This is a genomic window from Natrinema sp. SYSU A 869 (genome assembly GCF_019879105.1).
Lineage (GTDB): Archaea > Halobacteriota > Halobacteria > Halobacteriales > Natrialbaceae > Natrinema.
In genome coordinates this window covers 2,070,818-2,090,981 of record NZ_CP082249.1, presented here as the reverse complement: position 1 = coordinate 2,090,981, position 20,164 = coordinate 2,070,818, and the positions used below count along the sequence as shown (strand labels likewise).

Below are 20,164 nucleotides of genomic sequence, written 5' to 3'. Positions count from 1 at the left end.
GTTCGATTCGTTTCGTGGCTACTCGACGACACGGTCTACACCGTCATTTCAGCGGTTCGAGCCTGCCGAGCACACCGAAATTGTTGGATAGCGATCCGATACTGGTCCGCTACTTTTCGAACTGAGCGGTCGCGGTCGCGTTCGCGATTACGATGGTGGCTAATCATTGCTGCACCCTCGAATCCCCGGTCCGTCGGGCGACCGGCCTCGGTCGTCCCTGTTACTTCTCGTTCCCATCGTTCGATTCCCGATCACCTTTCAGCCCTGCTACTCCGCAATTACGCGTTGTTCAGGATCTCCGGTATATGCTTTAGGTTACCCTAAAAACCGACACGCTTTTATTTGTTTAGGTTAGCCTAAAACTCGCATGACGCAGGGACAATTACCATTGAGACGATTCGGCGAACGGTCGCCGAAGAGAGGTGAGCGGTCGTGACTGACGGCAGATCGTCGGCCGAGCACCTTCTCGCACAGCAGGCGCGTCGCGAGTCGAACGCACGAACTTATCCTCGCTCGCTGCCGCTCGCGATCGAGCGCGCCGAGGGCACGATCCTCGAGGATGTCGACGGCAACGAGTACGTCGACTGTCTGGCGGGTGCGGGGACGCTCGCGCTCGGTCACAACCACCCCGCGGTCGTCGAGCGAATGGAGGAGTTGCTCGAGCGCGGGCAAGCGATTCACACGCTCGATCTGACGAGTCCGGTCAAGGAGCGGTTCGTCGACCGATTGCTCGAAAGCCTCCCCGAGGAGTTCGCTGAGAACGCGACGGTCCAGTTCTGTAGCCCCGCTGGCACGGACGCCGTCGAGGCCGCGCTGAAACTCGTCAAGACAGCCACTGGAAACCGATCGATGCTGGCCTTCCAGGGCGGGTATCACGGGATGACCAACGGCGCGCTCAGCCTGATGGGCGATACGGCGGCGAAGGAACCGATTCCGGGGCTGATGCCGGACGTTCATCACCTCCCCTTCCCCTACGAGTTCCGCTGTCCGTTCGGTCTCGGCGGTACGGACTGCTGGCAGACGAGCGCCGAGTACGTTGAGCGCACCCTTTCGAACCCCGATAGCGGGATCGTCGACCCGGCGGGGATGATCCTCGAGCCGGTTCAAGGCGAGGGTGGCGCGGTCCCAGCGCCCGCCGAGTGGCTCCAGGAGATGCGCCGAGTCACTCGCGAACACGACGTCCCGTTGATCGTCGACGAGATCCAGACCGGCCTCGGGCGCACCGGCGAGCTGTACGGGATCGAGCACGCCGATATCGTCCCGGACGTGATGACGCTCTCGAAAGCCGTCGGCGGCGGACTCCCCCTGTCGGTCGTCGTCTACGACGAGTCGCTCGACGTCTGGGACCCCGGCGCACACGCCGGTACGTTCCGTGGCAACCAACTGGGGATGGCCGCCGGGACGGCAACCATCGAGTACGTCCTCGAGCACGACCTCGAGGAGCACGCCGCGGCGATGGGCGACCGGCTGCAGGACCACCTCGAGGAGACGGCCGCGACGTTCGAGGCGGTCGGCGACGTCCGCGGGCGTGGCCTGTTGCTCGGGATGGAACTCGTCGATCCTGACGGGGAGCCCGACTCGCTCGGCCGCTTCCCCGCGGACGGCGACCTCGCGTCGGCCGTCCAGTCGGCGGCGTTCGACCGCGGGCTGATCGTCGAGACCGGCGGCCGCGACGGCAGCGTCGTCCGGTTCCTCCCGCCACTGACGATTTCGCCGTCGCGGATCGACGACGTCGGCGACATCATCCACGAGAGCGTTCGTGCGGCGACCGCGGACGATCGAGCTCGGACGGAGGCTCCGGCATGACGAACGACGGGCTCGCCGGGCAGCGCCGTTCGATCCCCGACGAGCCGACGCCGCCGGCCGCCGCGAGTGCGTTCCTCGGCGATTCCGACGGAAACGCTGCCTACGATGACGCGATCGACCGGGCACGCGAGTGTCTCCACGAGTCGTTTGCAACGGCCGAGGGGCCGTACGCGGGGACCGATCATGAGACGCTTCGCGAGCGGATCGACGAACTATCAGTCTTCCCCGACGAGGGCGAACCGCTCGCAGCCGTCCTCGAGACGGTCGGCGAGGACGTGCTCGCGGACTCGGTCCGGGTCCACGATCCCGGCTGCGTCGCCCACCTCCACTGCCCGCCGGCCATCCCGGCGCTCGCCGCGGAGCTGTTGCTCTCCGGGACGAACCAGTCGATGGACTCGTTCGATCAGGCCCCCGCGGCGTCCGTGCTGGAGGAACGCGTCGTCGACGCGTGCTGTGATCTGTTCGACTATCCGTCCGGCGCGGACGGCGTCTTCACTGGCGGCGGCACGGAGTCGAATTTCCTCGGCTTACTGCTGGCTCGCGACTGGTACTGCCAGACGCGGTTCGATCGAGACGTTCAGACCGCGGGAGTACCACCCGAGGCGACGGACCTCCGCCTGTGCTGTTCGGAGGCCGCCCACTTCACAGCGAAGCAGGCGGCTCACCACCTCGGGCTCGGCGAGGACGCGGTCGTCACGGTGGCGACCGACGACGATCAACGGATCGACCTCGCAGCACTGGACGAGACGCTCGAGCGACTCAAGGCCGACGGTCGCCATCCGTTCGCGATCGTCGGCACCGCTGGCACGACGGACTTCGGCAGTATCGACCCGCTTGCGGCACTGGCGGATCGGGCCGCCGAGCGCGACCTCTGGTTCCACGTCGACGCCGCCTACGGCGGCGCGTGTGCGATCAGCGACCGCCTCCGCCCGAAGCTCGCGGGGATCGACCGCGCCGATTCGATCGCCGTCGACTTCCACAAGCTGTTCTACCAGCCGATCAGCTGCGGGGCCTTCCTGTTGCGTGACGGCGACCGCTATCGGTTCCTCGAGCGCAACGCGACCTACCTCAATCCCGAGCGCGACGATGCAGCGGGGGTCCCGAACCTCGTCTCGAAGTCGACTCGGACGACCCGTCGGTTCGACGCGCTGAAGCCGTTCGTGACGTTCAACACCCTGGGTCGGACGGGCGTGGCCGACTGCGTCGAGTATGTCTGCGACCTGGCCGACGCTGTCGCCGCCGAGATCCGGGCCGAGCCAGCGCTGGAACTGTGCTGTGAGCCCGAACTGAGCGCGGTGATCTTCCGGTATCGGCCGGACCGATCGAGCGAGCACATCGAGGAGAATGAGCGGGGCAACGGAACTACCGCGGCCGCCGTCGACCGCGTGAACCGTGCCGTCCGCGATGAACTGCTGGCCGACGGCGAGGTCGTGCTCGCTCGCACCGAAGTCGACGGCACTGCCGCACTGAAGTTCACCCTTTTGAACCCGAAAACGACGCTCTCGGACCTTCGAGACGCCCTTGAAGCGATCGTCGACCGCGGTGAGGCGCTCGAATGCGACCGAAAGGTAACCGATTCCGCATGACTCCACGACCACCGACACGGACGACGCCGACTGACGAACAACGCGTCGATGCGACGCGAGTCGCACGCGATGCGACAGTGCACAGCTTCCTGAACTGCTACTGCCACGAGACTGGTGCCGGCGAGTTCGTCGCCGCTGCGGACGTGCCGATCGACCGCTCATCGGCGAGCGGGCTGGTCCTGCAGTTCCCGCTGGCGAACCAGGGGATCGACTGCTTCGTTCCCGTCGAGTATCGGTCCCCGACGGGTCGCCACCGATTCGATCTACCCGCCTACTACCGTGCCAGAGCCAGCGGGGCCGACGGAACCGGCGGCGACAGCGATCCGATCGAACTGGACTACGCGACGCTCGCGACGCTCGTGACGAAGGAACTCGAGCTCGCACGCGGCGCGGACCCGAACCGCGATGACCTCCTCGAGCGGGTCGTCCGTTCCTGCCGGAACGTCGAGCGATACGTCGACGCCCGCGCTGGCGACGGCGAGACCCTGTACGGAACGGACTTTACCTTCCGCGAGGCCGAACAATCGCTCGTCTTCGGCCACCTCCGCCATCCGACGCCGAAGAGCCGCCGGGGAATGGAGCGCGACGCAGAGCGCTATGCCCCGGAACTCGAGGGCTCGTTCCGACTCCACTACGTTCGCGCGGACGCCGACATCGTCGAGAGCGAGTCCGCGCGCGACGACTCCGCTGCCGCGTGGGTCCGTGAGGCCCTCCAGGAGGATCCGGCCGTCGACGAGTCGGTCCTCGAGGGTTCCCTCACCGACAACGACGTTCTTCTGCCGGTTCACCCGTGGCAGGCCGACCGTCTGCTCGAGCGATCCGATGTCCAGGACCTCGTCGCTGCGGGGAAACTCGAGTCGCTCGGTCCACTGGGTCGCGAGTTCTATCCGACGACGTCCGTGCGGACGCTGTACGCGCCGGATTCCCCGTTCATGGTCAAGGGATCGCTCGCGGTCGAGATCACGAACTCGCTGCGGACGAACAAGCGGCCGGAACTCGAGCGCGGCGTCGCGGTTTCGGACCTGCTGGCGACCGAACTCGGCGACGACCTGCGTGACCGATACCCCGACTTCGACGTGGTTCGGGATCCGGCCTACCTGACGATCGATCCGGACGCGCTGGATGCCGACGGCGACGAGTCCGGCTTCGAGGTCGTCCTCCGGGAGAATCCATTCCGGGGCGAGGACGCTCGGCGGGCGACGCCCGTCGTCGCGCTCTGTCAGGACGCGATCGGGGACGAGATCTCTCGTCTCGGCCGCATCGTCGCCTCGATCGCCGAGCGCGAGGGTCGTGACACCGCCGCCGTCAGCGAGGAGTGGTTCCGCCGTTATCTCTCGATCTCGGTCCGGCCGTTGCTGTGGCTCTACCTCGAGCGGGGGATCGGCCTCGAAGCCCACCAACAGAACAGCGTCCTCACACTGGACGAAGCGGGCTACCCCGACGAGTTCCGCTATCGAGACAATCAGGGCTACTACTTCCCTGAGGACGCCTACGACCGGATCGAGGCCGTCTGTCCCGGCATCGGCGAGCGGGCAGACTCGATCTGTTCCGACGCGGTCGCCGATGAGCGGATCCGCTACTACGTCCTGCTCAACAACGCCCTCGGCGTGATCAACGCCTTCGGGACCGCGGGGCTCATTGCGGAAGGTCGGCTGCTCGACGTCCTCCGCGAGGAACTCGAGTCGCTCCAGGAGTTCGACCGGCCCGGCACGTCGATTCTGGACCCGCTGCTCGAGTCGGATACCGTGCCCTGCAAGGCGAATCTGCTGACTCGCTTCCGCGGACTGGACGAACTCGACGCGCCATCGCTCGACGAGCAGTCGGTCTATGCCGACGTGCGGAACCCGCTGGTCGATCGACCGGCAGCGGACGATTCCGCGGACTCGACTGACGCGCCGGAAGCGGCGGAGCCGGAGGCGAACCGATGACGGCACAAGACTCGAATCGGGGCCCCCACGCGACGGTCATCTCGGACTACGACTTCGAGTACTACGACGAGACGATCGACCGGCACGTTGGCTTCCGGCCGGTCTCGCTCGAGCACGACCTCGGCCGCCTGCACGCGTGGCTGGGGTCGGACCACGTCACGCCCTACTGGGACCTCGACGAGCCGCTGCCCGAGTTCCGGGAGACGCTCCGGGAGAAGCTCGCGGACGACCACCAGACGCTGTACGTCGGCTGTCTGGACCACGTTCCGATGAGTTACTGGGAGCGCTACTGGGCCGCCGAGGACGATCTGGCGGTGTACTACGACGCCGAGCCGGCCGATCAGGGGATTCACCTCCTGATCGGTCCCGAGGAGTACCTCGGCGAAGGGTACGCGGTCCCCCTGCTCCGCGCGATGCTCGCGTTCCAGTTCAGCCATCCCGAGACCGACCGAGTCGTCGCCGAACCTGACGCCCGCAACGAGGCGGCTCTCGCGACCATGGAACGGTGTGGCCTCGAGTCTCATCGTGAATTCGATTTCCCGGAAGAAGAAAAGACCGCGGCCCTTACCGTCTGTACGCGCGAGCGGTTCGAACGCGAGATCTGGCCGCCGACCGCCGACGAAGCGGACGCGCGACCGCCTGAGGTGACCGACGATGACTGAGGGGGGTGACCCCGTCGCTGTCGTCGATGACAGCGACGACGCCGACCCCGTCATCGACCGCGGTCACTACGACGTGCTCGGCGTCGGCCTCGGGCCGTTCAACCTCGGGCTCGCGGCGCTGCTCGACGGCGCGGACTCCGACCTCGAGCTCGATGCGATCTTCCTCGAGCGCGAGCCCGAATTCGCCTGGCACGAGGGATGCTGATCGAGGGGGCCACCCTCGAGGTGCCGTTCCTCGCGGATCTGGTGACGATGGCCGATCCAACCAGCCCCTACAGCTTCCTCAACTACGTCCGCGAACAGGACCGCATCTACGAGTTTTACTTCTATGAGACGTTCCAGATTCCCCGCCGCGAGTACGACGCGTACCTGCGCTGGGTCGCCGAGCGCGTGCCGACGACTCGGTTCGAGCGGGAAGTGACGAGCGTCGCGTACGAGGCCGCGGACGGCGACTCGAGCGAATCGGAACCGACGTCGAGCGGACCGAAACCCGATGATGGCGGAACCTTCGTCGTCGAGGCCGTCGTCCCCGAGACGGGCCAGCGCTACCGCTACCGGGCCGACGACCTCGTCATGGGTGTCGGTTCCCGGCCGGCGCTGCCGACGTTTGCCCGTGACCACGCCGACGGGGACGATCCCTTGTTTCACACCGCTGACTACCTCGAGCGCCGCACGGACGTCCTCGAGACCGACGCGATCACCGTCGTCGGCTCCGGGCAGAGCGCCGCCGAGGTCGTGCTGGATCTGCTCGAGCGCCAACCGAATCACGAGTACCGGCTCGATTGGCTCACCCGCTCGGACGGGTTCTTCCCGATGGAGTACTCGAAACTCGGGCTCCAGCACTTCACGCCCGAGTACACGCAGTACTTCTACGACCTGCCACAGTCGCGAAAGGACGACCTGCTGGCCGATCAGGACCTGCTGTACAAGGGAATCGATCCCGAGACCAGCGAGCGGCTCTACGACACGCTCTACGAGCGCTCGATCGGCGACCGCGAGCCTGACTTCGGCATGCTCGCGACGACCGAAGTCCGCGACATCGAGCGCCTCGCGGATAGCTACTGGCTCGAGTGCGAACAGCGCCAACAGGCGGCGGCGTTCGCCCTCGAGACCGACGCTGTGATCTTCGGCACGGGCTATCAGCGTCCGATGCCGACGTTCCTCGAGCCGATCGCGGACCGGATTGCGTTCGGTGACCAGGGCCGGTTCCGCGTGAGCGAGGAGTACCGCCTCGAGGGGGATCTCGGTGGTGCGGACGACCCTAGCGGCCGCGTGTTCGTCCAAAACGCCGAGATGCACACGCACGGCGTCGGCACACCGGATCTCGGACTGGGCTGTTACCGGAACGCGGTCATCATCGATCAGCTTGCCGGCCGCGAGGTGTACCCGATCGACGGGGACACCGTCTTCCAGAATTTCGACGTCGAACAGTTCGCCGACCACGCGCCGGTGCACACCGATGCGCCGCAATCGCTGTCGCTCAACACGGAGTAATTCATGCAAAACACACGACGTGATACCGATCAGGAGTACGGACTCGACGGAATAGCGACGCTGGACAACGTGCTGACCGAAGACCGCTGGAACGATGCTGGGCGGGAACTCCTCGCGAAGATCCTCCGGGAGTTCACCTACGAGGATATCCTCGAGCCGGAGCCGGTCGATGACGACCCATCCGACGATGGGCCGGACGATGACGCCCCGTCTGGCGACGGGCAGGACGACGGGTGGACTACCTACGAAATCGATCTCGAGGGGACCAGATATCGCTTCGACGCCGTCGAGCGGTCCTGGGACAGCATCGGCGTTCGCGTCGACTCGATCGAACGCGATGCCGGCGATGGATTCGAGTCTGCCGACGACCCCCTCCAGTTCGTCGTCGATCTCGAGCCGACAGTGGAGATGGACTCGATCACGGCCAGTCATCTCGTCCGCGAGTACACGAACACGCTTCTCGCGGATGCTCACATCGACGCCGACGGTGCCGATGGTGGCGATGCCGACGAGGCCAGCGATATCACCGGCGACGTCGGCACCACCGGTACTGAGACATCGGTTCTCGACATGTCCTACGCCGAGATTGAGGGCGAGATGACCGGCCACCCGTGGCTCACGTTCAACAAGGGCCGGGTCGGCTGGGGGTACGATGACTACCGCGACTACGCGCCCGAACGCGCCGAGCAGATCCGACTCTCGTGGTGTGCCGTCTCCCGCGAGGCAGCCGAGTTCGTGAGCGTCGCGGGCCTCGAGCACGAGGCGCTGCTCGAGTCGGAACTCGGGGACTACTACGCGGAGTTCCGCGCGGAACTCGAGGGTCGCGGGCTCGAGCCTGACAACTACCTCTTCGTGCCGGTCCACGACTGGCAGTGGGAGAACGCCATCGTTCCCCTGTTCGGCAAACAGCTCGCGACGGACGACATCGTACCGCTGGGGGCGGGTCCGGACGAGTACCTGCCGATGCAGTCGGTCCGGACGTTCGTTAACGCCGACGAGCCGACGAAGCACAACGTGAAGCTCCCGATGCAGATCATCAACACGCTCGTCTGGCGCGGCCTTCCCGGCGAACGCACCGAAGCCGCGCCGCTCGTCACCGAATACGTGAAAGACGTTCGGGACTCGGACCCGTTCCTGCGCGACGAGTGCGAGGTCGTCCTGCCCGGCGAAATCGCGGGCGTAAACTTCGATCACCCGACGTTCGACTCGCTCGAGGCCCCGGCCTACCAGTACAACGAATTACTGGGCTGTGTCTGGCGCGAGAGCGTCACGGACCTCATCGACGACGGCGAGCGGGCGATGACCCTCTCATCGCTGCTGCACGTTGAGGACGGCGAACCGGTGATCTCGAAACTGGTCGAGCGCTCCGACCTGTCGCTGTCGGCCTGGCTGGACGAGCTGTTCGAAACGATGCTCCCGCCGCTGCTGCACTACCTCTACCGGTATGGGACCGCGTTCTCGCCCCACGGCGAGAACACGATCCTCGTCCTCGAGGACGATCGGCCGTCCCGGCTCGCCGTCAAGGACTTCGTCGACGACGTCAACGTCGCCGAGGCACCGCTCGAGGAGCTCCAGGGGCTTCCCGAGGAGCTCGAGGATGTCCTCCTCTCCGTGCCGCCGGAAGAACTGCGCCTGTTCGTCGTCTACGGGCTGTTCGTCGGCGTCTACCGCTATCTCGCGGACCTGCTAGCTCGGCATCATGACTACTCGGAGGACGAGTTCTGGGGACAGGTCCGGACCGCAATCAAGGACTACCACGATCGGTTCCCCGAGCTCGAGGAGCGGTTCGAACTGTTCGACCTGCTCGAGCCAACGTTCCCGAAGCTGACCCTGAACCGCAACCGGATGATCGATATCGGCTATGGCGACCGCCCCGAGCGGCCCCATGCGATCGAGCACGGCACCGTTTCGAATCCCCTCTCCGAGGTCGAGCCGGAGCAGTGACCTGACGCCGCACGCAGCAGTTGGGTCGCCGGACGCGACGGTCGGGTTCCGGGTCGTCGACCGCCCGTTACGAACGCGAGCCAATCGGCGGCAACGCGAGGTCGAGGCTCGGTCGGTCGCGGACGAACGCCCGCAACACCTCGACCCGATCGCGGACCTCTCGAGGCGTATGGCCGTCCGTTCCCAGCACGAACGCGATGTCCCGATCGGTGAATAGCTCGAGGGCGTCGGGGTTCGGATGCAGCCGCCCCAGTCCGCGACGCGCTCGACCGGCGTTGAGTTCCGGCACGGTCGACGAGGTCGCAAGCGCGTCCGCGACGGCTCGGTAGTGGGCGTCCGTCGTGAGACCGCGAAGCGGCTCGAGGCGCTCCGGGAGATCGACATGGCCGACGACGTCGAACAGCTCCGATTCGATCAACTGAACGACCGCGTCGTAGTAGGCGTCGACGGTGGCCCGTCGCTCATCGCGGGAGCGGGTCGCGACAGTGGCCGCCGACGTGATATCACAGCCGTCGACGAAGTGGACGCTCCCGATCGCGTACTCGAAGGCCGCGTCCGAGAGGAAGGAGTCGATTTGTGATTCGGTTCCGGGAACGTAGTTGAACTCGACGGCATCGAATACGTCGATCTCGTACCCCTCGCGCAGGCCGTCGATCCGTTCGCGTCGCTGCTCGTAGGTTTCGACCAGATCGAACCGGTCGCGGCGACCGTGCGCGTCGCCGGCGAGGAGACAGTGGTCGGCGAGCCCGATCCCGTCGCAGCCGGCCGCGACGGCGGCGTCGATCATCGACTCCATCGCCGACCCGTCGGAGAATCGCGTATGCGCGTGACAATCGTACCACGCCGACGACTCCCGCGTCGTCGGCTCGTCGCCGTCGTCCTGCCTCTGTTGCCGCGCGGTACGACGCTCGGGCATCAGTTCTCGGCGTCCACTGCCACGTCGACGAGGCGCTGGCCCTCGAGTTTCGGGATTGCGGTCCGGGCGTCGACCCGCATGCTATACTCAAGGAGGTCGCGGACCCGAACCTCCGCCTTGTCGACGTACCCATCTAAAGTATATTTATAATTCAAATATTTGAAATATAGATGACGATAGAGACCGGTGTATCGGTATATACGGATTCAGTCGCCTCCGAGCCGTCAGACGGCGGTAATTCCGATCGTGATCCCGCCGCTCCGTATCGTCATGCCGCCCGCTATCGGATCAATAGAGGGAGAGAGAAAGCAAAACGAGATTGGCCGGCTGTCCGAAAACCGCTCAGTCCTCGGTCGTCGTCTTGTCGACGTCGAGTTCGCCCTGGTAGATCTCCGCGCCGTCCTGTGCGACTTTCTCGGCGAGGACGGCACACTTGACTCGCATCGGCGAGATTTCGACGCCGAGCATGTCGATCACGTCGTCGCGGTCCATCTCGTCGAGTTCCTCGAGCGTCGTCCCGGCGAGTTCGCTCGAGAGCATGCTGGCGGAGGCCTGACTGATCGCACAGCCGTCACCCTGGAAGGCAACTAGCTCGATCGTCTCCTCGTCGTCGGCGAGTTGGACGTCCATGCGAATCTCGTCGCCACACATCGGGTTCTCGCCGATGTGGGTGAACGTCGGATCCTCGAGTTCCCCGTAGTTGCGCGGGTTCTTGTAGTGGTCGAGAATCTGCTGTCGGTACATATCGGAGCCCAGTCCCATCGTTGGATACGGATAGGCCAGTGAGTTGTAAAAGGGTTCCGGGGACGAAACAGGCGGTCGTCCGTGTTCGGCATGTTCGGCCGCTCGAGCGGCCGCGAGTGGTCGCTCGGTCCGTCCGACGAAAAGAGTCCGGCCGTCGATTCACTGGGTACCGAACCTCGCTGCAGTGGCTGTCGGGGTCGTCGGTCCATCGCGTTTGCAAAACGGTTGGGAACTGGCGGTGCTACACTGACCCTCGGTCGACAGGTGGATTCAGGTAGCAGGCGTCGACGACTGCGAGTCCGCCGACGATTGCCGCGCCCAGCAGGGTCTGCACCACCGACACTTCCAGTACGGTCGCGGCGACCAGTGCAACCGCGAACGCGAGCGGGATGATCCCCAACAGGAGATCATACCGACTCGCCGCGGTGAGAACGTCGACCAGGGTCTCAAATGGATCCCGTCCGGGACGGCCGATTCGTTTCTCGTACATTCGTTCTCACCTCGGCAGTTCACGGATACGGCACTGAGTTTCAAAACTCTTTCTGCGTTTGTTGTTTATTTCTGAGGGGATGCGGTCGACGTTCGGTCTCGAGCCCGTCATGCGTCACCAGCGGCCTCCCTGTCGAACTGCTCGAGGTACTCACGGACGAATTCCGCGCGATCGGCAGCGAGTTCGCGGCCCACGTCCGTCTGCATGCGCTCGGGAAGTTCGAGGATCTTCATGTGAAAATGGTTGTACTGCGTCGCGCCGGCCTCGGTGTCGTCCGCCTCGATCAGCCGGGCGGATCGCGGATCGGATCGCTGATCTCGCCGCCGTAGACGAACACGCGAGCGATCCCGACCGGACCGAGCGCATCGAAATTGTCTGGATTGGCGATGATCTCGTCTTGAGCATCGCGGACTCAATATCGCTCGAGCATCAGTCGACAAGGATATTGTACTGAACGCTTTCAATATGGTGTATATAAGTATAAACGAAAATAGTTAATTAAGAGAACTAGGAAATTAGCATATGTCCCTGAAACTTCTTCTTAAGTGGTGGCTCGTTTCGGCATTAATATTTGCCCCATTTGGGATGGTTGGCGCAGCGATAACACCTCCTGATCCAGGATTATTTCCGGTTCAGATCGTCAGTATTCTGTTCAGCTATGCTATTGGATTCTATCTCGTCTATTTCCACTGGCAGGACGAATAGCGTTTGTAGCTATATGCAGCTATCGGGCAAACTATGCTTCCTTTCTATTATTTCGCATCTCGTACTTAGTGGTCTCACTACAGGTTCTGTTGTTTGATAGTGTCCACACCCTAGCAGTCACCGCTGGCCCGTGAGTTTCCTATCACACCGCTCGAGGTACTCGCGAACAAATTCGACGTGCGAGCGATGCCGACCGCACCGAGCGCATCGAGGTTGTCCGCGTCGGAGACGAGTTTTGCCTCGAGCGTCGCGGGTTCGATCTCGTTCGAGTATCGATGGGCGCGGACGCAGTGCTGGACGCGCTCGATCGTGTCCGTCTCTGCATCGAGGTCGTGCAGGATCTCTCCGCCTCCTGCGCACCCCAGATCGCGTGGTCGTCGATCTCGCCGCGATCCTCCTTGCTGCGGCCGATATCGTGGCAGAGGACGCCGAGCTGGACGACTCGCTCGTCGACGGGTTCCGGGTGGCGATCGACCAGCGTCTCGGCGAGGGTCTCGACCCGCTGGACGTGGTGCCAGTCGTGGGCCGGCGGCGCGTCGTCGAAATACGGGCAGACACGGGAGCGAACTGCCTCGAGCATCGTTGGACGGTTTCACCGATGGAGAAATAAACGCGCCGTCCTCGAGCGACCCACGGAGGACGGAAGGCGAACGGAATCGATCGGTCATCGCCCGCGATTGTTCGCGGTCGCAAACTCGCCAGTCAGGGGGTCACTGCGACGGCTTCTGGACGATCTCGAACCAAAACTCCTCGACCGACTGCACGAACTCGACGAAGTCCTCGGGTTCGACCGGCTTCTGTAGGTAGGTGTCCGCCTCGAGACCGTGCGACTGGACGACCTTTTCTCCCGCATCCGAACTGGTGAGCACGACGACCGGAATCTCGCTCAGCACCGGGTCGTTTTTCAGTTCCGAGAGGACGTCGATCCCACTCTTGCCGGGTAGTTGTGGCTCGAGGAGGACGATATCCGGGCGCGGTTCGTCCGAGTATTCGTTTCGCTGATGGATGAAATCGAGCGCCGATTCACCGTCGGAGATGTTGTGAATAGTGTTCAGGAGCTTTGCGTCTCTGAACTGTTCCTCGAAGAGCCGACTGTCGCCGGGATTCGGTTCGACCAACAGGATATCGATCGGCCCGTTCGTTCGCTCGTCTTCCGTGGGCATCTGCACACTGTATTACGTGCGCGGGTAAAACATCCGGGTCACGCTCGCTGAACAGTCTCCGTTCCCAGAACGGTCGTTTTGGGGCGGACACAGTCCGTCGGCAGTATCGATGCTCGATCACCGAGTGACATATAATTCCGTGCAAACAAGTTGGTTATATGATTGGTATCGTAGCTGCGTTTGCTCCGGTCTTCGGTGCGGCCGCCGTCTACGTTGACGCGACCGATCGCGACGCCGATTGGCCGATCTGGTGGACAGCGCTCACGCTCGCCGTGGGATACCTCTTCGGTCCGATTCTACTGGGCCTGTTCTTGGCGATCTATCTCGCGTTGCACGCGGTCGAGGCCCGCTGGGACCGGCGACGCGCCGCGACCGGCGTCTGATAGGTTCAGTCGCGCACGAGACCAACCGAATCGCAAGCCTGCAATCGGCTTGGAGCCGTTGCTACTCGCGATCGGCCGATCCTGGGGCGCTCGAGCCGTATGCAGTATTTCTCTGAATACTTAGCAATAGATATAAGTCACTCTGGTCTGACAATCTTCACGGAAGCCGATCTCCAAACGCGCGAGCGGCGGGGGGCACGTCTCGAAATGCCCCGGGTGCTGAAGTCACCCGAGACTGGCTTCCAATCCCCATTGCGGGATTTGCAAGCCATGAACGCGTACATTCTACCGGGATATAAACGTCCCGCACGACGGTGGAATCAACTCCAACGACCAGCGACTGCACCCGATTCCCGGGACCGTCCGCGCCGTTTCCGGGGGTTGCGATGATTGGCGACGGTGAGCCGATCGATCCGGCCAGCGCGACGACGGAGCCAGCCGACGACGCGGCGGACACGGCCGAGTGGTCGCTCCCCGACTGTCCCGCCTGTAGTCGTCCTGTCTGGGTGGTGACCGTGAGCGGCCCCACCGACGGCACCGCATCCCCCTGTGGCTGTTCCGTGCTCCCAGGGAGCCTCGAGCGCGACTAGCTGCGTTCGCTCGCGAAAATAGCGCGGGACCGGAGGTCCCGCGGACCGTGCACACGAGCGCTATGCGCCCGTGCGCAGACGTCGTCGACATCTCCTCGCACTCCGTTGTTCGCTTACGCGAACAGCTGACGCGCCGGGCGAGAGCTTCGCTCTCGCTGGCCGTTGTTCACTCACCCCGTTCGTTCACAACAACATCGTCGACATCTCCTCGCGGTCAGCGTTCGCTTACGCGAACAGCTGACGCGCATCGTCGATGGCGTCGACCAATTTGTCGACTTCCTCTTTCGTGTTGTAGATGTAGAAGGACGCTCGAGCCGACGCAGCGACTCCCAGCTTGTCGTGGAGCGGCTGGGTACAGTGGTCACCGGCTCGGATCGCGACCGCGTGGTCGTTCATGATCGAGGCCAGGTCGTGGGCGTGGACGCTCTCGAGATTGAAGCCAACGAGTCCGCCCCGATTCGGGCCTGGTTCTGGGCCGTAGATTTCCACGCCCGGCTCCGCGTTGAGTTGCTCGTAAGCGTAGCGGGCTAGCTCCTCCTCGTGGGCCTCGATGCGTTCCATGCCGATCTCCTCGAGGTAGTCGATCGCGGCGACGAGGCCGACGGCCTCGGCGATCTGTGGCGTGCCGGGTTCGAACTTCCAGGGGAGGTCATCCCAGGTCGAGTCCTCAAAGGTGACCTTGCGGATCATGCCGCCGCCGTAGAGGTACGGCTGCATCGCCTCGAGGATCTCTTTCTTGCCATAGAGGGCACCGATGCCGGTGGGGCCGGCCATTTTGTGACCAGAGAAAGCGTAGAAATCGGCGTCGATGGCCTCGACGTCGACGGACCGGTTGGGGACCGCCTGTGCGCCGTCGATGAAGGCCAGTGCGTCGTGGTCGTGGGCGATATCGACGAGGTCGGAAACGGGGTTGACGGTGCCGAGCGTGTTCGAGACGTGGACAGCCGAGAGCATCGCGGTGTCGTCCGTGATGAGCTCGCGGGCGTGGTCCATGTCGAGGCGGCCATCCTCGTCGATCCGGATGTATTTCACGTCAGCGCCCGTGCGCTTGCCGATCTGTTGCCACGTGACCAGCGAGGCGTGGTGTTCCATCTCGGTGAGGACGATCTCGTCCTCGGGACCGAGTTCGTTCAGGCCCCACGCGTAGGCGACGAGGTTCTCCGCTTCGGTCGTGTTCTTCGTGAAGATGACCTCCTCGCGCCCGCCACTCGCACCGATGAAGTCGGCGACCCGGTCGTGGGCCTCCTCGTAGAGAAGAGAAGCTTCCTGGCTCAGGTGGTGGATTCCACGGTGGACGTTAGCGTTGGACTCGCGGTAGTAGTCGCTCATCGCGTCGATGACCGGATCGGGCGTCTGGGTCGTCGCCGCGTTGTCGAGATAGACGACCTGCTGGCCGTCGAACTCCCGTTGGAGGATCGGGAACTCCTCCCGGATCGCGCCGACGTCGAGTGTCTCGAGGTTCTGTTGACTCATTGGTGACTAGAACGGACCGCACACAAAACACTCCTTCGGTCCGAAACTGGCCGATCTTTCCGGGACCGTGGCGAACCGGTCCGTATTGCCTGTTTGAGGCCAGACCCGACACCGGCACGGTGACGGATCGAATAGCGATGCGCTGCTCGAACGGTGAAAACGGGAGGGGGAGTGGAGTGGGGGTGGGGAGGTGGGGTGGGACGGGGTTCGGGAGGGGAACGGCAGGGAAGTGGTGGGTGTTCCCTGGTGGGTGCCCTGCCGCAATAGGTACTTGGAGACCCTCTGGGATACCGGTATCTCCAAACGACTTTGGTATCCGCCCAAGCGGGCGAACGTAACTGACGGCCGGTCGTCATGAGCGGTGGCCGAAGTGTCGAGGTATCGACCTGCGCTTATTGCGGCGGCTCGCGGAAGATCGACGGCTGCGTATACTGCAACAGTAGTTCCGTGTACCGTGCGTACAGCCAGGCGAGGGCGTTGAATAGGTGCAACACGACGAGACCGACGAGCACGCCGATCGCCGAGACGGTCAGCGCCGCCTCGAGCGAATCGACGTACAGCGAGATCAGTTCGCCGTCGGCGATTGAGAGCGTGATCGGTGCGATATCGATCGTCCAGCCGTCGTGCTGATAGGTGAGTTCCGGGACGATTTCAACCGGATTGCCGAGATGGATGCCGACCAGTTGATTTCGGTAATGGAAGGGGGCGGCAACTAGCACGTATGTGAACGTGAAGCCGACGGTGAGGACGATAAACGAGACGGTTCCAAACACGAACTTGCTGAACAGATAGACGGCTCCCTTCCACGTTCCGCCATCGAGGACGAGCCGTCGTACCCGCTCGCGGACGCTTCGGGCCGGTCGAGACGTCGGAATCTCGACGTCGAGCAATCGATCGGCGAGGAGTCGCTCGAGGGCGGTCAACTCGATCGAAGCGAACAGGGCAACCAGTGCGATCGGCACCCCGATACACAACAGGACCAGTGCGAGCGGAATCCCGGCGAACAGGAGTGCGACGGGCTCGGACGTGGCCAGGTCGACGAACGCAAACGTGAGTCCGATCGGGATCGCGAACCCGGTCACGAGGACGGTGAAGTAGCCGATGCCGAGCGGAAACGCGAGTAGGAGATAGAGCAGGTTGTAGTACGTCTGTTTGCGGACGAAGACGCCGAAAAACCAGCGACTCCAGTCTCGAACGCGGTCGAATACGGTCCCGACTGTAGTGCGTGGCGAAGACATCGGTGTGGATTTCATCGGGAAGTGGGCCTCCTGAACGAGCGAACGATCGCGAGTAGTCCGAACAGGTGGCAGGCGGTGACGACGAGCAACACCGTCGCATCGGTCGCGTCGGTCGCCCAGTCGATCCCGTGTGAAAGCACGAACGGGACGATCGTGAGGAAGGCGACGCCGATGGCCAGGAACAGCATCGGCTGGCTAGCGTTGCGAGCGTAGCCTCGATAGGCCGTCCATGTGACGACCGTCCCGAGTGCGGCACTCGCCATCCCGGCGAAGAAGATCGTCGTCGTCTCGTCGAGGCCAAACACTGTCGTCTCGAGGACGGAGGCGGAGACGGAACCGGTATCGAGCGCGCTGACGTCTCCAATCATCGAGACCACCTCCGGCTGGCGGATCGTTTGGTATCGCATCGTCTCACGGCCGGCCGTAGACGGTATAGAGGATCGCCGTGAGGCCGGCGACCTCGCTGAGATTCGCGAGGACGGTCGTCGTCACCGACGACGCCCCGAAGACCGTCGGGAGCAGGAAGCGAAGGATCGTCGGTGCCGCCGCGAGCAGCGTGATCCCGAGCGCGAGCCAGAGTAACGCAGGCCGGCGGGCGTCCCTGTACCCGTCGTAGGCGCGTTTCACGATCCAACACGCGATCACGAACGCAGTGGCCTGCCCGACGAAGACGGCAATCGCGACCGTCATTGCGCCGCCCTCGACGGTCTGGATGGGATACCCGAGCATGGCGATCACAGATCCTCGAACAGCCGCGTAAACCGGTCGGCGGGGTCCTCGTCGCGTCGGTATACGTCCATCTCCATCGAGCCCTCGGCGATCTCGATCGCCACGCGCTCGAGTCGCGTGCTGTAGGTCTTGTAGTGGTGTCCATCGGGATCGAGCTCCTGGTATTCGTCGAGGAACCCCTGGTCCGCGAGTCGTTCGATCCGTCGATAGATCGTCGGCGGAGAGGCGTCACAGCACTCAGTGAGTCGGTCGACGGACATCGGTTCCTCGCTGGCGGCGATGAGGATGCGACGCGCGTACTCGTCGTCGAGTAGGGCGAGCACTTCCCGGCCCTCATCGTCGGTCATTAAGTCGTTCGTATGACAGGATGATATAAAAGACCCCACAGTTTCCGTGCGTGAAATCGTGGTCAGTGGATTATACGAGCCGTCGATGTAGGCGTACTCGAGATGACGGCGATCGAAATATCTGGCTTGACGAAAGAGTACGGCGATCTCACGGCCGTCGACGACCTCACCCTCACCGTCGACGAGGGCGAGGTGTTCGGATTTCTCGGTCCGAACGGGGCAGGGAAGTCGACGACCATCAACATGCTACTGGATTTCACGCGCCCGACCGCGGGGTCGGCGACGGTACTAGGCTACGACGCTCAAGCCGAAGCCGACTCGATCAGCCCGCGAATCGGCGTGTTGCCGGAGGGATTCGATATCTACCCGCGCCTATCGGGCCGCCGGCACGTCGAGTTCGCCAGTAAGACGAACGGTACTGACGACGACCCTGACGAGATCCTGGAGCGGGTCGGGCTCTCCGCCGAGGACGTCGACCGGCCGGCCGGCGACTACTCAAAGGGGATGCGCCAGCGACTCGCGACCGGCATGGCGTTGGTCGGTGATCCCGACCTGCTGATCATGGACGAGCCCTCGACGGGGTTGGATCCCCACGGCATCCGTGAGATGCAGGACCTCGTCCGCAGCGAGTCCGAGCGGGGCACGACCGTCTTCTTCTCGAGTCACATCTTGGAGCACGTCGAGGCGGTCTGTGACCGCGTCGGCGTATTGAACGAGGGCGAACTCGTTGCCATCGACACGATCGAAGGCCTGCGCGAGGAAATCGGCGGCGGTGCGACGATGACGGTGTCGCTCGCGGATCCCGCTGAATGGGCTCGCGAACTCGTCACCTCGCTTGCGGGGGTTGTCGACAGCACGGCGTCCGGGCGCACGCTCGAGTGTACGATCACCGATCCGGCGGCGAAGGCGACCGTCGTGACCAAACTCACCGACAGCGGCGCGACGATTCGGGATCTGCGGATCGAGGAGGTTTCCCTCGAGTCGATGTTTACTGCGCTAACGAACGGCGAGGAAGGTGAGACGGAACTGCAGTCGGGAACGGGCGATGGCGCTGCGACGGAGACGGAAACGGGGGTGGCGCGATGACGTCTCACATCCCCACCGTCGCCCGCAAGGAGTTCGACGACGCAAGCCGGTCGAAGCTCCTCTGGTCGCTGATCGGGCTACTCGTGGGCCTCGTCGTGATCGGCTACGTCGCGATTTGGTACACGGTCGACGACGTCACCGCGGCAGAGGTCCTCAACTTCCTCGGGCTTCCGCTGCAGGTAATTATCCCGGTCGCCGCACTGATCGCCGGCTACATGGCCGTCGTCGGCGAGCGTCGTTCGGGCAGCATCAAGCTCCTGTTGGGACTCCCACCCAACCGGACGGATATCGTCTTCGGCAAGCTGTTCGGTCGCATGGGCGTCGTCGGTCTGGCCGTCGGGCTCGCCTTCCTCGTCTCGCTCGTCCTCGGGGCCGTCTTCTTCGGCTCGGTACCGTTCGTCGACTGGCTGGGCTTTGCGGCCGTGTCACTGTTGTTCGGGATCACCTTCGTCGGGCTGGCCGTCGGTGTCTCGGCCGCCGTCTCTACGCGGGGCAAGTCGATGGCCATCGTCGTCGGATTCTACATGGTGCTCGTCGCATTGTGGGAGCTGCTCACCGCCGGTCCGTACTATCTCATCTACGACGAGGGGCCGCCGGTCGAAGCCGAGACGTGGTATCTCCTGGTTGAGCAGTTCAATCCGATCTTCGCCTACACCAATCTGGCCAGCAACATCGTCGAGGGCACGATCTTCCCCTTCCAGTTCCAGTACGGCCTCCAGTCCGTGGAGGCCTACCAGATGACGCCGGCCGAGCGCTACCCAGGCGACGCGCCGTTCTACTTACAGGACTGGTTCGGCATCGTCGTCATGCTGGTCTGGCTGGTCGTGCCCGTTGCGATTGGCTACTATCGGTTCAACCGAGCCGATCTCTAAAGTCTCGA

General features: G+C 63.9%; 21 protein-coding genes and 2 pseudogenes. 11 read left to right on the top strand and 12 right to left on the bottom strand.

What is annotated here, in order from left to right; translation table 11 throughout:
- Positions 1 to 432: 432 nt before the first annotated feature.
- The 6 genes and pseudogenes from K6I40_RS18550 to K6I40_RS18525 all read left to right on the top strand — a co-directional run bounded on the left by K6I40_RS18550 (position 433) and on the right by K6I40_RS18525 (position 9,420).
- Complete coding sequence (locus K6I40_RS18550) at positions 433 to 1,806, top strand: diaminobutyrate--2-oxoglutarate transaminase (RefSeq protein ID WP_222915283.1); 1,374 nt, start codon at positions 433 to 435, stop codon at positions 1,804 to 1,806.
- A complete protein-coding gene (locus K6I40_RS18545) occupies positions 1,803 to 3,392 on the top strand; it encodes an aspartate aminotransferase family protein (protein ID WP_222915281.1) in 1,590 nt (529 codons plus the stop codon). The genes K6I40_RS18550 and K6I40_RS18545 overlap by 4 nt, the downstream gene beginning before the upstream one ends.
- Positions 3,389 to 5,320, top strand: a complete 1,932-nt coding sequence (locus K6I40_RS18540) for an IucA/IucC family protein (RefSeq protein WP_222915279.1) — start codon at positions 3,389 to 3,391, stop codon at positions 5,318 to 5,320. The genes K6I40_RS18545 and K6I40_RS18540 overlap by 4 nt, the downstream gene beginning before the upstream one ends.
- Positions 5,317 to 5,982, top strand: coding sequence for a GNAT family N-acetyltransferase (locus K6I40_RS18535; protein ID WP_222915276.1), 666 nt, complete (start codon positions 5,317 to 5,319; stop codon positions 5,980 to 5,982). The genes K6I40_RS18540 and K6I40_RS18535 overlap by 4 nt, the downstream gene beginning before the upstream one ends.
- Positions 5,975 to 7,476: pseudogene (locus tag K6I40_RS18530) on the top strand (lysine N(6)-hydroxylase/L-ornithine N(5)-oxygenase family protein). The gene K6I40_RS18535 and the pseudogene K6I40_RS18530 overlap by 8 nt, the downstream one beginning before the upstream one ends.
- Before the next feature lie 3 nt (positions 7,477 to 7,479).
- Positions 7,480 to 9,420: an IucA/IucC family siderophore biosynthesis protein gene (locus K6I40_RS18525; protein ID WP_222915274.1), complete on the top strand. Its 1,941-nt coding sequence runs from the start codon at positions 7,480 to 7,482 to the stop codon at positions 9,418 to 9,420.
- A gap of 67 nt (positions 9,421 to 9,487) precedes the next feature.
- Here K6I40_RS18525 and K6I40_RS18520 read toward each other — a convergent pair whose 3' ends face one another.
- From K6I40_RS18520 to K6I40_RS28605, 5 genes are all read right to left on the bottom strand, one after another.
- Positions 9,488 to 10,336, bottom strand: coding sequence for a PHP domain-containing protein (locus K6I40_RS18520; protein ID WP_222915271.1), 849 nt, complete (start codon positions 10,334 to 10,336; stop codon positions 9,488 to 9,490).
- The gene (locus tag K6I40_RS18515) at positions 10,336 to 10,491 is read right to left on the bottom strand and encodes a hypothetical protein (RefSeq protein WP_222915269.1); all 156 of its coding nucleotides are present in this window, start codon (positions 10,489 to 10,491) and stop codon (positions 10,336 to 10,338) included. Before K6I40_RS18515 ends, K6I40_RS18520 begins: the two co-directional genes overlap by 1 nt.
- A gap of 187 nt (positions 10,492 to 10,678) precedes the next feature.
- Positions 10,679 to 11,098 carry an iron-sulfur cluster assembly scaffold protein gene (locus K6I40_RS18510; RefSeq protein ID WP_222915267.1) on the bottom strand — a complete coding sequence of 140 codons (420 nt, stop codon included), beginning with the start codon at positions 11,096 to 11,098 and terminating at the stop codon, positions 10,679 to 10,681.
- A 223-nt stretch (positions 11,099 to 11,321) separates the two neighbouring features.
- Positions 11,322 to 11,570 (bottom strand): hypothetical protein, encoded by a 249-nt coding sequence (locus K6I40_RS18505; RefSeq protein WP_222915264.1) that lies wholly within the window; start codon positions 11,568 to 11,570, stop codon positions 11,322 to 11,324.
- 107 nt (positions 11,571 to 11,677) lie between these two features.
- Positions 11,678 to 11,803 (bottom strand): hypothetical protein, encoded by a 126-nt coding sequence (locus K6I40_RS28605; RefSeq protein ID WP_255681744.1) that lies wholly within the window; start codon positions 11,801 to 11,803, stop codon positions 11,678 to 11,680.
- A gap of 289 nt (positions 11,804 to 12,092) precedes the next feature.
- Between K6I40_RS28605 and K6I40_RS18500 the strand changes: the two genes are divergently transcribed.
- Positions 12,093 to 12,275 (top strand): hypothetical protein, encoded by a 183-nt coding sequence (locus K6I40_RS18500; RefSeq protein ID WP_222915262.1) that lies wholly within the window; start codon positions 12,093 to 12,095, stop codon positions 12,273 to 12,275.
- A gap of 179 nt (positions 12,276 to 12,454) precedes the next feature.
- On the opposite strand, the pseudogene K6I40_RS18495 reads toward K6I40_RS18500, so the two are convergent.
- Both K6I40_RS18495 and K6I40_RS18490 read right to left on the bottom strand, forming a co-directional pair.
- Positions 12,455 to 12,855: pseudogene (locus tag K6I40_RS18495) on the bottom strand (HD domain-containing protein); the annotation flags it as partial.
- A gap of 130 nt (positions 12,856 to 12,985) precedes the next feature.
- Entirely contained in the window at positions 12,986 to 13,438 is a 453-nt protein-coding gene (locus K6I40_RS18490; protein WP_222915260.1) for a response regulator, read from the bottom strand.
- Between the two features lie 158 nt (positions 13,439 to 13,596).
- Between K6I40_RS18490 and K6I40_RS18485 the strand changes: the two genes are divergently transcribed.
- Positions 13,597 to 13,821 carry a hypothetical protein gene (locus tag K6I40_RS18485; protein WP_222915259.1) on the top strand — a complete coding sequence of 75 codons (225 nt, stop codon included), beginning with the start codon at positions 13,597 to 13,599 and terminating at the stop codon, positions 13,819 to 13,821.
- A gap of 314 nt (positions 13,822 to 14,135) precedes the next feature.
- Positions 14,136 to 14,411: a hypothetical protein gene (locus K6I40_RS18480; RefSeq protein ID WP_255681740.1), complete on the top strand. Its 276-nt coding sequence runs from the start codon at positions 14,136 to 14,138 to the stop codon at positions 14,409 to 14,411.
- Between the two features lie 225 nt (positions 14,412 to 14,636).
- Here K6I40_RS18480 and K6I40_RS18475 read toward each other — a convergent pair whose 3' ends face one another.
- From K6I40_RS18475 to K6I40_RS18455, 5 genes are all read right to left on the bottom strand, one after another.
- On the bottom strand, positions 14,637 to 15,884 hold the full coding sequence (locus tag K6I40_RS18475; protein WP_222915257.1) for a cysteine desulfurase: 1,248 nt from the start codon (positions 15,882 to 15,884) through the stop codon (positions 14,637 to 14,639).
- A gap of 392 nt (positions 15,885 to 16,276) precedes the next feature.
- Positions 16,277 to 17,122: a sensor domain-containing protein gene (locus tag K6I40_RS18470; protein ID WP_222915255.1), complete on the bottom strand. Its 846-nt coding sequence runs from the start codon at positions 17,120 to 17,122 to the stop codon at positions 16,277 to 16,279.
- Between the two features lie 11 nt (positions 17,123 to 17,133).
- Positions 17,134 to 17,529 (bottom strand): hypothetical protein, encoded by a 396-nt coding sequence (locus K6I40_RS18465; protein WP_255681736.1) that lies wholly within the window; start codon positions 17,527 to 17,529, stop codon positions 17,134 to 17,136.
- Between the two features lie 4 nt (positions 17,530 to 17,533).
- Positions 17,534 to 17,851: a hypothetical protein gene (locus tag K6I40_RS18460; RefSeq protein WP_222915253.1), complete on the bottom strand. Its 318-nt coding sequence runs from the start codon at positions 17,849 to 17,851 to the stop codon at positions 17,534 to 17,536.
- Between the two features lie 5 nt (positions 17,852 to 17,856).
- The gene (locus K6I40_RS18455; protein WP_222915250.1) at positions 17,857 to 18,198 is read right to left on the bottom strand and encodes a winged helix-turn-helix domain-containing protein; all 342 of its coding nucleotides are present in this window, start codon (positions 18,196 to 18,198) and stop codon (positions 17,857 to 17,859) included.
- Between the two features lie 102 nt (positions 18,199 to 18,300).
- Between K6I40_RS18455 and K6I40_RS18450 the strand changes: the two genes are divergently transcribed.
- Both K6I40_RS18450 and K6I40_RS18445 read left to right on the top strand, forming a co-directional pair.
- Positions 18,301 to 19,284, top strand: a complete 984-nt coding sequence (locus K6I40_RS18450) for an ABC transporter ATP-binding protein (protein WP_222915248.1) — start codon at positions 18,301 to 18,303, stop codon at positions 19,282 to 19,284.
- A complete protein-coding gene (locus tag K6I40_RS18445; protein WP_222915244.1) occupies positions 19,281 to 20,156 on the top strand; it encodes an ABC transporter permease subunit in 876 nt (291 codons plus the stop codon). The genes K6I40_RS18450 and K6I40_RS18445 overlap by 4 nt, the downstream gene beginning before the upstream one ends.
- Positions 20,157 to 20,164 lie beyond the last annotated feature (8 nt).

Bases quoted from the DNA above. Each gene is read 5' to 3' on its own strand.
- K6I40_RS18545 (WP_222915281.1), top strand. From the start codon at position 1,803: ATGACGAACGACGGGCTCGCCGGGCAGCGCCGTTCGATCCCCGACGAG.
- K6I40_RS18540 (WP_222915279.1), top strand. From the start codon at position 3,389: ATGACTCCACGACCACCGACACGGACGACGCCGACTGACGAACAACGC.
- K6I40_RS18535 (WP_222915276.1), top strand. From the start codon at position 5,317: ATGACGGCACAAGACTCGAATCGGGGCCCCCACGCGACGGTCATCTCG.
- K6I40_RS18525 (WP_222915274.1), top strand. From the start codon at position 7,480: ATGCAAAACACACGACGTGATACCGATCAGGAGTACGGACTCGACGGA.
- K6I40_RS18520 (WP_222915271.1), bottom strand. From the start codon at position 10,336: ATGCCCGAGCGTCGTACCGCGCGGCAACAGAGGCAGGACGACGGCGAC.
- K6I40_RS18510 (WP_222915267.1), bottom strand. From the start codon at position 11,098: ATGGGACTGGGCTCCGATATGTACCGACAGCAGATTCTCGACCACTAC.
- K6I40_RS18505 (WP_222915264.1), bottom strand. From the start codon at position 11,570: ATGTACGAGAAACGAATCGGCCGTCCCGGACGGGATCCATTTGAGACC.
- K6I40_RS28605 (WP_255681744.1), bottom strand. From the start codon at position 11,803: ATGAAGATCCTCGAACTTCCCGAGCGCATGCAGACGGACGTGGGCCGC.
- K6I40_RS18500 (WP_222915262.1), top strand. From the start codon at position 12,093: ATGTCCCTGAAACTTCTTCTTAAGTGGTGGCTCGTTTCGGCATTAATA.
- K6I40_RS18490 (WP_222915260.1), bottom strand. From the start codon at position 13,438: ATGCCCACGGAAGACGAGCGAACGAACGGGCCGATCGATATCCTGTTG.
- K6I40_RS18485 (WP_222915259.1), top strand. From the start codon at position 13,597: ATGATTGGTATCGTAGCTGCGTTTGCTCCGGTCTTCGGTGCGGCCGCC.
- K6I40_RS18475 (WP_222915257.1), bottom strand. From the start codon at position 15,884: ATGAGTCAACAGAACCTCGAGACACTCGACGTCGGCGCGATCCGGGAG.
- K6I40_RS18470 (WP_222915255.1), bottom strand. From the start codon at position 17,122: ATGTCTTCGCCACGCACTACAGTCGGGACCGTATTCGACCGCGTTCGA.
- K6I40_RS18465 (WP_255681736.1), bottom strand. From the start codon at position 17,529: ATGCGATACCAAACGATCCGCCAGCCGGAGGTGGTCTCGATGATTGGA.
- K6I40_RS18460 (WP_222915253.1), bottom strand. From the start codon at position 17,851: ATGCTCGGGTATCCCATCCAGACCGTCGAGGGCGGCGCAATGACGGTC.
- K6I40_RS18455 (WP_222915250.1), bottom strand. From the start codon at position 18,198: ATGACCGACGATGAGGGCCGGGAAGTGCTCGCCCTACTCGACGACGAG.
- K6I40_RS18450 (WP_222915248.1), top strand. From the start codon at position 18,301: ATGACGGCGATCGAAATATCTGGCTTGACGAAAGAGTACGGCGATCTC.
- K6I40_RS18445 (WP_222915244.1), top strand. From the start codon at position 19,281: ATGACGTCTCACATCCCCACCGTCGCCCGCAAGGAGTTCGACGACGCA.